We start from the raw sequence: 11,836 nt of genomic DNA on the forward strand, positions 1-11,836 counted from the left end.
CAACACATTTGTCCCTGATGATAGGCGGACAGCTCACATCTTGTTGCCGCGAGCCGTTAAGGTTTGCTGCGATTATCGGCAGACCTAGATCAAGAGCCAATTCCATTTCCCAGCGCACGAAGCGAAAAAGGTTTTTCGTCTTCTCACCGATCAGGACAAGTACCTGGCTCGATCCATTCATTCTGTTGCGAAGATTGCGTTTAACATAATCTTCGTCCTGTGCTCGGCTCGTCATATTGTCCAGATCGTGAGCGTTCGCGAATTCAAAACTCACATTCTCGCTGGCGTTCCACCCTTTCATAAAGCGGTATGCCCAAGCGTCTTCATCGCCGTCAAATATTACATAGGTCGGATCGCTGTATGCCATTGTTGTCTCTTAGTTGTTTTGACGAGCAACCCACTGGGTGTGCTCCCGTGAGAAAGCCAGTTCGGCTTCGTTCACCGCGGCGGAGAATGCCTCATCCGAGTTGGCGTCCGTAATAAGGTCGGCAGTCAAGCCGATCTCGTGAGCTGTCAACGTGTAAGCCGATGCCAATTCGTTAAATTTCTTGATCTGGGTCCACCCAATAAGGGAGGCGGCGATGACAATTAGCGGCTCGGTCGGCCAGCCTGGCATCGCGGGGTCAGCGATGCGTACTACGATGAACGAGAATCCCAGAGCGTATGCAAAAATACCAAGGCCCATCCAGACTTTCGCGGACCTCTTGTTCGAGCGCGCCTTCTTCTCGTACCACTTCCGTTGGTCGCAGATTCGTCTCTGCAGATATAGGTCTTTTCTTTCTTTTAGCGGGGAGTCCCTTATCGACATCATCTGGTCGGTTGTTTGGGGGGATGCTGAATCGGTGCCGCTCAACGCGCTACCAAGGTGACGATTGCTATCAAGGATACCTTCCATGAGCTTTCGAAAATCAGCTCTGGCGTCAGCGGCGCGCGCGTCATCGAACGGCTGTGCTCGCATCGCGAAGCGCCAAGTCAATGTCTTCACCGACTCTGCCAGAGCTCGAGCCTGATACCAGACCTGCTCGGGCTTTGTGACCGACCGGAAAATGAGGACTCCCATTGAGCAAAGAAATACCGCAGCATAGACACCGAAATAGGCTTTTGATGGCGACAAGTCCAAAGAGAGCACCGACGCTAAAAAAAGAAGAACGTACTCTGCCCGGATCAGGCGCAGAAACGTCGCCTGCTGCTCGTTGGATGCCACGTCGGCGCTATTATAGAGTCCAGGATATTTCATTTTTGAAGCACACCAGTCTATTTTGTGGCGGTAAATTCTTTAAGCCAGGATTTGGCAAACGTGAGGTTAGCAGTCGAGCTTACAGAGCCTATTCTTGAGCGAGGCGCGGTCCCTCTGTTCATAAACAGGAATGCAGGTCCTGTCCCATCAATGTAAGGGTATAGGCCCAAAAATTCTTGCCCGGAGAATGTTTCCGAAGAATTTTTTGCCACGGGCAGAACCGCTACCGCGGTCCGAAACCCATCGAAAAAGCCAAGCTCCCAAGGCATCCATCTGGATCCTGGAGAATTGTTTGAATGCACATAGATTAGCGTCTTTGACTGCCTCATACGGGTCCGCAGCAACTCGGCGGTGGCCGAGGAGACTTTTGTGCGGTCCAGTTGTGAATCTTCGACCCAATCTACGTAAGCAGTGAACCCAAGCTCCTCGAAAATTCGCTTCACACCGAGAACGATCTCTGCGTCCTTGAAAGAATGTGACAGAAAAACGTCGAATGACGATCTGGCTGTAGCTGCGGCCGTCTCTTCCTTTAGAACGATCGATGCGGCTCTATGTCCTCGACTGGCATTCGCAACTCTTTTCAGCTCTGCCTCGGTCAGTAGCACTATTCAAATCCCCCCATGATCTGTTCGCAATCTATGAACTTGACGCCCATTCGATTAAGCGACCCTTGTCTTGTGAAAACTGGCACCATGCTCTCCAGCCGGTAGCGCAACCTCCACCTTCTCAAAGACCACGTCGGGTGGCAGGAGTGACCGGCCTTGTCACCCACCTACGCGATCCCGGCACAGCCATGCTCCTCGCTTAGAAGGCTGCGGAGACCAGCAATGTCAAACAGGACAGACGATCTCCTAATCTCGAACAGCAACGAACTTAGGACGTAAAAACGCGATCTCCGAATGTCCGCAGGCGTCGAGGGCCGGGTTGGTCGCCAAGGCCGAGCGGGCCAGCTTGCACTCCCGCTACCCGTCGGCTTGCCAAACCCTCGCTGTAGATTTCGCCCCCTACACGGATGCGCTGACCGCGACTAAGCTCAATCGCCACTGATCGCCAATCCAGGGCGAAAGTTCCCCCCTTGAAGTAGCGGTAGAGGCATTTTTCGGCACTTCGCATCTTAGATATGGACGCCTCCTCAACCAGGCACGATCCGGTTTGGCTTCTCGCCGTAACCGTGCTGGGCAAGTGCGTCCGATGGCTGCTTCGATCCTCTCCTGGAATAGATCGGTTCCAGATTGCTCAAGCGCATCGTCCTTGCTCGCGATCAACTGGCGGATAGCGCTCGGCCACCTTTTTCCAGCAATTAGTATACCGCAAATGTCCCTTGAGTTTCGTCGGAATGGGTGCCTTTTGCCGACGAATCTACGGGATCCGTGCCAAACGCCGTTGAAACTTAGCTTTTGGGTTACCGTTGCCTCAGGGCGGACAAAGGTATCGGTGAATTGGACTTCACTGGTTTCGTGACGACAAGGCTATAGTATTGATCAATCCCCAAGCCTGCCTGCAGCAGTCCCTCCATGAAATCCTGATAGGCGGCCATAGAACGAGATGCGACCCGCATCAGATAATCCACGCGCCCCCCAATTGCCCAGCAGTCCAGGATTTCCGGAATGTCTTGGATAGCAGTTTCGAAGTGTCGTTGGTCCTCAAGACGATGACGATCCAGCACGACCTCCACCATCACAAAGATCATGCCGCCGATGAGGGCAGGACTCAGCCGCGCATAAAATCCCTCAATAATCCCCGCGGCCTTGAGTGCTCGGAGCCGCTCCGAACAGGCGGACGCCGAAAGATGAACTCGTTTTGCAAGCTCACTTTTTGAAATCCGACCGTCTGCCTGAATTTCGGAGAGGATCCGCAGGTCCCAACTGTCGAGTTGCACGGGATCGGGTTTCGACTTCATAACCTATGCTCTCAGCGATGACATCGCGTTGTGTGCCGATCAATTCTATCATCAATTGAAACGAGCGAATGTAGCAGTGGAAGGCATCCGTTCCAGGCCCGAGATGTGCCAGAATGGGGTACGAAAATCAGCTGAGGGTGAGCGATCCGCTGAGAAAAGCTGCAGAAGTAATTTGGCTATCGCCCCAACGCCCAACGGGGCAATGGTGCAGCTGGAGAGAATAGTCGGCGGCGGCGGAGACCATGATAAATAGATAACCGATTTTCTTGAATCTCGCTGCCGTACTTGATAGACGCGCGACTGCATTCGACCCTCGATCGCATGGACGGCATACTCAATGCAGTATTCACTCGCACATTCAACTATTAGGGTGAATTGAAGGCCTTGCTTGGCCGGCTCGCCGAGGCGCAGGGCACCGCAAATGCCGCTCGTCTTATGGCTTGCCCGATAATTTGGCGCTCGGGTCTGGCCGAAATCGCCCAACCGGAAAGACTCAAACACCGATGTTGCGTGCGATGCTGTCGGCTGCCATACGCTTACGCCACTCAAGAGGCCCGGAATTGTGAATGGAGTTTCCCTCAACATCGACAGCCATGACGACGGGCATGTCCTGCACATCGAATTCATAGATGGCTTCCATGCCCAGGTCTTCAAAGGCGACAATCCGCGCCGCCTTAATCGACTTTGAAATCAGGTACGCAGCGCCACCCACTGCAGCAAGGTATGGCGTTCTGTGTCTTACAATCGACGCGATGGCCGCCGGTCCCCTCTCCGCTTTGCCCACCATCGCGAAAAGGCCGGTTTCGGCGAGCACCTTGTCCGTAAAATCGTCCAAGCGGCTGGAGGTTGTTGGACCGGCGGGTCCAACGACTTCATTCCTCACTGCCCGGACGGGACCGACGTAGTAGATCACGCGGCCCCTCAGATCGACTGGGAGCGGCTTGCCGGCATCAATCAGTTCGACCATTCGTTTGTGGGCAGCGTCACGGCCCGTCAGCATCTTTCCAGAAAGCAGGAGCGTTTCACCGCAGCGCCACGATGCCGTCTCTTCCTTCGTAAGCGTATCTAAATTGACCCGCCGGACGCCGGCTGGGTTCAATTCGTCGGCTCCGATGTCGGGCCATTCGCGCAAATCGGGCGGCTGGAGGCTGATGGGTCCAGAGCCGTCCAAAGTAAACTTCAGGTGCCGGTTGGCGGCGCATTGCGGGATGAGCGCCACAGGCTTGGACGCTGCATGAGTAGGATAGGTCGCAACCTTGACGTCAACGACTGTCGTCAGACCACCAAGGCCTTGGGCGCCGATACCAAGCGCGTTGATCCGCTCATAAAGCTCAATCCGCAGCCCCTCTTCTGCGCTTGACGCCCCCCTTGCGATCAGTTCCGCCATATCTATGGGCTCGTTCATGGCCTCCTTGGCCAGCAGCATCGCCTTTTCAGCGCTACCACCGATGCCGACAGAGATCAGTCCAGGTGGACACCACCCGCTGCCAAGGGTCGAAACGGTATTGACCACCCAGTCGGAAACGGAGGCGGTGGGATTGAGGGTGGTAAAACGTGCCTTGTTCTCCGACCCGCCGCCTTTCGCGGCGATGGTGATCTCAATCTGGTTACCTTGCACCAGGTCGACATGGACAACTGCCGGTGTGTTGTCGCGGGTGTTGACCCGTCTAGCGAGGGGATCCGCAACGATCGATGCCCGAAGGGGATTGTCCGGATCGAGATAGGCTTGACGTACGCCCTCATTCACAAGATCCGCGAAACTGGCTGTTGACTTAATGCGGGCATCCATGCCGACCTTTGCGAAGACAACCACAAGTCCGGTGTCCTGACAAATCGGGCGCCGCCCAAAGGCCGCCATGCGGGAGTTCAGCAGAATCTGACCTATGGCATTCTTCGCCGACGGGCTCTGTTCTCGCGTGTATGCGTGAGAAAGAGACCGGATATAATCTGGAGGATGATAGTACGAGATGTACTGAAGGGCGTCGGCGACGCTCCTTGTGATGTCGCTACCGGCCATGGTCCGTGTTCTGTTTCCCACCGGATTTTATCCAAATGAACCGAGGCCATTGACCATTTTCAGAATCTGGAAGCTTCGCACCCCCTGCTCGCCGCCTTCATATCCATAGCCGCTTTGTTTGACTCCTCCATAAGGGGCATCAGCGGAAACCCCTTTCAGGTAATTCACACTAACAGCGCCCGCAGAAAGACCGCCCACAAGCCTCTGTTGCGTATCGGCCGCGCCAGTAAACAAGTAGGCGGCCAGACCGTACTCCGTGGCGTTGGCTTCATCGATCGCCTCTTCGATCGTATCGAAAGGAGCCACGGTGAGAATTGGTCCGAACGGCTCTTCATGAAGCACTCTCGCTTCCTTCGGTACGCCAGTCAGGATGGTTGGCGGCCAGTAAAACCCCGGTCGGTCAAGGGGGATGCCACCGGTCTCGATTTGGGCGCCGCCCTCTACCGCATCTTTGGTCAGGCGTTGCATGGCCTCGATTCGCCGCGCGTTTGCCATGGGACCCATCTGCGTTGCAGGGTCATCCGGTGGACCGATCCTGATTTTTCGGACCGCCTCCGTCATCCGGAACAGGAATTCCTCATAGCGGGATCGGGCGACAAGAATCCTGCTGGGCGCATTACAACTCTGGCCCGCGCACTCGAATTTGTATTCCGAAATAGCCGGTATCGCCGTTGCCAGGTCGGCATCTTCGCACACAATAACCGGGGAATGTCCACCGAGCTCAAGGATGCAGCGCTGCAGATTATTCGCGGCCAGTGTGGCCAGCTGTTTCCCAACAGCGGTCGACCCCGTGAACGTCAAGACTTTGACAATTGGCGAACTGAGCAGATGCCGTGATATATGCACAGGAACACCGAACACCAGGTTGACCACGCCTTCCGGTATCCCTGCTTGACGCAAAGATTCCACGACATGGACAGCCACGCTTGGCGTCTCTTCGGCCCCTTTGAGGATCACCGGGCAGCCTGCCGCCAGCGCGGGGGCGAGCTTGCGGGCGATGAGAACGGCTGGATAGTTCCACGGCGTAAAGGCAGCGACGACACCGAGGGCCTCCGGGACGATCATCCTGTTCGGACCCAACGGAATCGGGGTCGACAACTCATCGGCATGCCGGCCATTCCATTCCAGCGTTTCGACTGCGCGCGCGTACTCTCCTGTTGCTTCGGCAATCGTCTTTCCCTGTTCGGACGACAGGTCCCTGGCTGCGGCGCCAGCTTTCTCAGCCAGATTGCTGGCGGCAGAGACGAGGATCTCGCCACGCTCTTTGGCGGGGCGTGAGGACCACGCCTTGCGGCTGCGTTCTGCCGAAGCAAGAGCTTCATCCAAGTCTGGAACCGTAGCCGAGGCCACTGAGGCAAATACCTTCTCCGTCGCCGGGTTGATCACCGGCAAAGTGGCTCGGCTACCACCGGCTCGCCATTTGCCATTAATGAAGAGCTCGTAGCTCCTGGCGTGGGACATCGCGGGCTCCACTTGTGATTCTGGCCATGCGAGCGCCGTTTCAATTTTCGAAGCCGCTGAGCTCGCTTGAGCCAGTTTCATCGCGATGGTCGCAGCGGGTCAAATATCGATTAGTGCCTAAATCCATCTGGAATCCAGATCGATCTGTTCCGACAGGAAGGAAGTCATGCCGTTGTTTACAGATCGATGGTTCTCAGGTCGCGTCAGGAGCCGATGCTACCCAGCCCCGGCTCTCAATCAATTCTCTGGCGACCTTCGGAATGAGCTTGCGGACCGCAGAAACGGCCGCAGAACGCTCATCTTTGGGATTTACAGCAAGCACCACGGAGCGGGTAATTACCGGATCGACTATCTTGACCGTCCGGACCAGCCCTTGAGAGGCTTCTTTCTGAACGGCAGACGGGGCGAGAATAGAATGCGCTTTTCCCTCTACGACCATGTTGATGATCGTTGAGAGCGAGTCCACTTCAAACTTGACGTCCATCGCGCAACCGTGTTGTGCGACGACATCAGCCACCGAACGCCTGACATTGTTGTTGCGCATGGGAACCGCCAGGGGGAATGCATGCAGGTCGGCCAGAGATATCGCATCTTCAAACGGTGGCTCGCCGGACGGAACCACCAGACAAAGGTCTTCGCGCGCTAGCACAGTCATTCGCCCCACACTGTCCGCAGTGCGGTACAGAACCGCCAGATTGAAGCGTCCAGCCGCCATCCATTCCTCTAGCGGTCCCGTCATACCCTCGACCATCTTGAGGGACACCTTGGGCAGTTCGTGTCTTACCGTCTCAAGCAGCGGACCGCTCAGGACGCGAGCAGCTCCAGACGGAATGCCAATAGTCACCTCCCCGGCGGGGGAAGCGGCTGTGTTGGTCAATTCCACCTCGGTAATTCGAATTTCTTTGAGAATCGCCCGCGCCCGCTCCAGGAGTTTGGCTCCTGACGCCGTCACGCTCACGCCGGTCCTGTCGCGTATCAGCAGCTGAGTGCCGAAGCCTTCCTCCAATTGGCGCACATGCAGACTCAGCGCACTCTGGGCGACATTCAGAAAGCCAGCGGCCTTCGTGAAACTGCCTGCTTCGACCACGCCAACAAAGTATCTTAACTGCCTGATTTCCACGGGTACTCTTCCGAGGGCGGACTGCAATGATGTAATCTATCTCGAAATGTGATGGCGCGACAGCAATAATTGCAGAGCGACATGACGCCTAACTGTCGTGTCATCTCAGTGTGGTTTGACCAAAACCGTAACCTATGTGTCCAGAATGGACCCAACCCGCCGAGGCTTCAACCGGCCAACTCGGCGCCCTGATCCATGGAGATGATTTCTCGGACCCTTCGAATAACCGGTAGATCGACCATCTTCCCGTCCAATGTGAACGCGCCTTTGCCTTGCGCCGTCGCATCTTTTTCGCCGCGAGGACACGACGGGTCCCTCGAGTTCTTGTGCGCTTGGTGAAAAGCCCCATCGATGTTTAAATGGATCGCCTGCGGCCCCACGAAGTTATCATTGTCTAAGAATCGCCGATGCTTCCTATCGAGCCGAGACTGCCGCATGGGGAACAGAACGGAAAGGTTCGGCGTCAAAAGCAGGTCGAGTTCTGGGGCACCGCCAACAGCTGCACTGAAGTCTTCAGTACCAAGCGCCATTGCAACCAGCGGCGCTAACAAGATGGGAAAGGAGGTCATTGCTATTGCCGCTGGCGGACTTCGGCCGGCCACCCCATTTCCTCTTCCGAGAGGTGAATTGTCCAACCAACCCTGCTGACTAATGACGAGCATGATCGTATCGTCAACGTGTCACAGAATTGCTTGCAAGCTCACGGCCTCAGCTGGGCCAACGAACATTGAACTCCGTGGACGAAGCCTGGACCCGTCGTCATCCAAGTCAATCCGCGCCTCGATGAGGGGACAGATCCTCAATTGGTTCAGCTGGCTTGCAGTATTGCACCTAGCAGTCACGGCGAGGACTGGGATTTGCGAAGAAGGCATTCTCGCAGTGCGGCCGTACGGTACCTCATTCCTGGCACACTGGATTAGATCGCTGGCGACATTAAGATCAGGTGTGACCGAGGTGAAATTTTATGTCGAAAACCTGAAGGCAGGGCGTCAGGCAGGGCGATTACAGAGATCCTATCGGACATGTCATCGCAGTTTCATCCACCATTGCTCGACCGAGGCGACACTCATCGTCCCATCAACCTAATCCATTGGTCGATCACGCCGTTCACGACCCTTGGCGAAGAAGGAATCAGCAGCCCCTAGGCTCAATTGGAAAGCGGGGCGGGGTCCATACGTATCTTCGTTTCCGGGCACCTCATGCTAATGAAGCCGCGACAACAGGTTGGTTATGCACCCAGGTGCTGGCCAATCCGGCTTGACTGGAAAGTTTCATACCCAGGCCTGGCACAGGCGAGCGTGATGCCGCTCTCGCTATGTTGGACCGCAGACGCCGCGACGGCGCATCGACTGGCGCTGGCGAAGCCTAGGACGCGCCAGTCAAGGACCTGCAAAGAGCAAGATCACGCCGCGCGTTGCCTTCAACGCCCATTTGAGCAGAAAGCAACAAGCCTCGCGTATAGCGATCGATGACCGCACGAAGCGCCATCCGGGCTATGATCTCAGTCAGCACTGCCCTAAGGGGTCAGAGGAGGGTTCGGTCAGTCAAGACCTCAGACGGCATGGCCAAGGTCAAGCTGCGAGGATGTGCCACCGCGGGCGCGGCATAACTTGGCGGGCTACAATTTGGTTCGCTTGCCCAGGCTGCTGGCAGCGCCGGTAGTCGGCCGCGCCGGACTGGCACCTACGTCTGGTCCATGAACGGTTGCTTTAGCAAAACCGAAGTCCTCGCCAAAACTCTTCGCCGACGTGCGACGACCGCGCCGGTGCTCGTTCCGGGGTCGGCAAGACGAAGACAGGCCTACTCTGGATTTATGCCCGCGATGACTGATTAGGGAGGGAGCGGACCGCCGGGCGTCTTATGTCTATGCGCCGGACCGAAAAGGCCCAGCGTGCGATCGCTCATCTCGCAGGCTCTCTACCGGAACTTGCAGGTCGACGGCTATAGCGGGCCATCGCTTGCTGGCCGACGAAAAGCGGCTTCACGCTCGCCTTCTGCCATGCCGCGCCCGATCGAGGCGCTAAGAAGGATCCGCGAACTCTAAAAGATCGAGGATGACATCCGTAGCCGAGGCCAACGAGGCCTTGCTGCACGCAGGCAAAAAGTGCTCAACCATCACGGCACTGGACCCAGGGCGGCTAGAGAAGCTCGGCCAAATCAGTCAGAAGACCAAGCTCACAGCGGCGATCCCCTACACGCTCTCGCGCTGGGAAGCGCCTCTCGCGCATCCTGGACGAGGCCATATCAAGATCGACAGCAACGTGGTCGAACGCTCAATCATACGCAACTCTTTTTGCAGCTCCGGCGGTGGCGCTGAGCACTGGTCAGTCATCGTGTCGCTGGGTGATCGCCGGGATTGGCCGGATAGCCTGAAGCTAAGGCCGTCGAGCCAGACCCTCTGACCTGCCACTGAACTTTCAACCAGTGGCGATTAGCCTCGGCCGTTTCTGTTATGGCGCGGTTTGAGCAACGGGCGGAGGCGCGAAGCCTTCATTGAGTGCAGCGTCGGAGCCGGTTGCGGCGAGGGTTCCGGCGAAGACCGCCGGGGTCAAATAGCGAGCGAGGAATGCGGCCTCACGGTGTTGAACAACACCAGGAAAGAACACCCACAGGACCGAGGAACGCAAGTTTCTTTATCCGTGGCATCCTTGGGCCGGGCGTTGTGTTCACGTTCATGAGGTGATCGAGAACGCCGACCGGGAGGTTTTCCGCTGCAGTCTCTCCCGCCACGCCTCCGATCGGTGGCTGGAAGTTCCGGCCTGGATGTTTGATCGCGGTCTGCACCGCGTGGCGCATTGCCCTGCCCCACATATCGATCCCAGAACGCTTGGCGTCTTGGTGACACTGCTGCAGGACCCGACGGCCAATTCCCACACCCCATCGCAATTGGAGGATTCGGGCGCAGCATCGGGTCCTCACGAAGCGAACCGGGGAGAGGTCCATACCGCGCCAGCCTACGACATATCAGTTCGATCTTCTCCAACCCGCACGACGCGCAGACCGCGCAGATGCCGCCATTCGCTCGCGCAGCCGCCGTAAGGCGCGAGATGCTGGCGCTGATTCCGGGTGCACACGAAGGCTACGTCGGCTGGGAAAGGCGGAAGCGATCCGCAAGATGGTGAGCGACCACGTGCCCACGAGCCGGCATCACGGGGCGCCCAAGCATGGCGACGCTCTGCTCGCCGACCTTGTCCGCTGCCGGCGCTGCGGCCGCGAGCTGACGGTCCGCTACACGGGAACCAAGCACAACATTCCGCGCTATTCCTGCTGGCGTGGTCTGCTTGACAATGGCGAGCCGCGTTGCATCGCCTTCGGTGGACTCGCGTCGATCGAAGGCGTTCATCCTCTGCCGGACGGTCCATGGGTCTTCAGCCGATCAACGCTTGACGAACCGGCGGCTCAGCGCATCGTTCATCGCGCGCGGCAAAACCCAAAATACCCCATGGGATCGCATCCAGATCAGCAAAACCTATTCACTCAAATGACATAGACAGATGAGTGTTATGAACAGGATTTAGGTCCTGCCTCCATTCGGCAGTGGCACTGCGGGCGTGGTCGAGGCCGAAGAACAGGCCATCGTTCAACAGCTCGTCTCGCATTCGGCCGTTGAGGGAATCGCGTAGCCATTTTGCATCGGCTTGCCCGGCGCGGTGTAGTGCCATTCGCTCCTGTTCAGCCGCTGATAACAGGCCAGTCAGTTGTTGCCCACAAGAATCAGGATCTCGTGGGCGCGCCGCACCACTGGCGGATCTATCATTTTGCCATTCAACGAGAATGCGGACAGTCCACGCGTGGCGGCATCATTTGCCGCCGCGACAACTTTATGGGCCCACTCGAGCTCCTGGGCGCTTGGCGAGAAAGCCTCATTGAATATGGCCACCTGTGTCGGATGGATCGCCAAAGCTCCGGCAAAGCCAAGCCGCCGCGCCCGCACCGCGGCCTCACGAAGTTTATGCGTGTCCGAGAACTCGCCGATGCTTCCTATGAAGCCCAGCGGGAGCAAGCCGGCCGCGCGGGCGGCAAACAGAACAGAAAGGTTCGGCGTCAAAAGAAGGTCGAATCCTGGGGCGCCGCCAACAGCGGCGCTGAAGTCTTCAGGGC

8 protein-coding genes and 3 pseudogenes are annotated in these 11,836 nt (G+C 57.2%); 1 reads left to right on the top strand and 10 read right to left on the bottom strand.

Going from position 1 to position 11,836, the window contains the following annotated elements; translation table 11 throughout:
- The 7 genes from EN935_RS08215 to EN935_RS08250 form a co-directional block, all read right to left on the bottom strand.
- Positions 1 to 367 (bottom strand): TIR domain-containing protein (locus EN935_RS08215; RefSeq protein WP_127373259.1); only part of this gene is annotated, 367 nt, incomplete at its 3' end.
- Between the two features lie 9 nt (positions 368 to 376).
- Positions 377 to 1,237, bottom strand: coding sequence for a DUF4231 domain-containing protein (locus EN935_RS08220; protein ID WP_063169305.1), 861 nt, complete (start codon positions 1,235 to 1,237; stop codon positions 377 to 379).
- Between the two features lie 1,402 nt (positions 1,238 to 2,639).
- The gene (locus tag EN935_RS08230) at positions 2,640 to 3,137 is read right to left on the bottom strand and encodes an Lrp/AsnC family transcriptional regulator (RefSeq protein ID WP_063169306.1); all 498 of its coding nucleotides are present in this window, start codon (positions 3,135 to 3,137) and stop codon (positions 2,640 to 2,642) included.
- A gap of 493 nt (positions 3,138 to 3,630) precedes the next feature.
- A complete protein-coding gene (locus EN935_RS08235) occupies positions 3,631 to 5,154 on the bottom strand; it encodes a fumarate hydratase (RefSeq protein WP_063169307.1) in 1,524 nt (507 codons plus the stop codon).
- 27 nt (positions 5,155 to 5,181) lie between these two features.
- Positions 5,182 to 6,615, bottom strand: coding sequence for an NAD-dependent succinate-semialdehyde dehydrogenase (locus EN935_RS08240; protein ID WP_063170369.1), 1,434 nt, complete (start codon positions 6,613 to 6,615; stop codon positions 5,182 to 5,184).
- A 193-nt stretch (positions 6,616 to 6,808) separates the two neighbouring features.
- Positions 6,809 to 7,735, bottom strand: coding sequence for a LysR family transcriptional regulator (locus tag EN935_RS08245; RefSeq protein WP_063169308.1), 927 nt, complete (start codon positions 7,733 to 7,735; stop codon positions 6,809 to 6,811).
- Positions 7,736 to 7,902: 167 nt separating this feature from the next.
- Complete coding sequence (locus EN935_RS08250; RefSeq protein ID WP_063169309.1) at positions 7,903 to 8,304, bottom strand: hypothetical protein; 402 nt, start codon at positions 8,302 to 8,304, stop codon at positions 7,903 to 7,905.
- Positions 8,305 to 9,789: 1,485 nt separating this feature from the next.
- On the opposite strand from EN935_RS08250, the gene EN935_RS08255 reads away from it, so the two are divergent.
- Complete coding sequence (locus tag EN935_RS08255; protein ID WP_063169310.1) at positions 9,790 to 10,137, top strand: transposase; 348 nt, start codon at positions 9,790 to 9,792, stop codon at positions 10,135 to 10,137.
- A gap of 48 nt (positions 10,138 to 10,185) precedes the next feature.
- On the opposite strand, the pseudogene EN935_RS41920 reads toward EN935_RS08255, so the two are convergent.
- From EN935_RS41920 to EN935_RS08270, 3 pseudogenes are all read right to left on the bottom strand, one after another.
- A pseudogene (locus tag EN935_RS41920) lies at positions 10,186 to 10,322 on the bottom strand (IS3 family transposase); the annotation flags it as partial.
- Between the two features lie 958 nt (positions 10,323 to 11,280).
- Positions 11,281 to 11,405 (bottom strand): annotated as a pseudogene (locus tag EN935_RS08265) (integrase core domain-containing protein); the annotation flags it as partial.
- Between the two features lie 24 nt (positions 11,406 to 11,429).
- A pseudogene (locus tag EN935_RS08270) lies at positions 11,430 to 11,836 on the bottom strand (CoA ester lyase); the annotation flags it as partial.

The organism is Mesorhizobium sp. M7D.F.Ca.US.004.03.1.1, from assembly GCF_003998635.1.
Classification (GTDB): Bacteria; Pseudomonadota; Alphaproteobacteria; order Rhizobiales; family Rhizobiaceae; genus Mesorhizobium; species Mesorhizobium loti.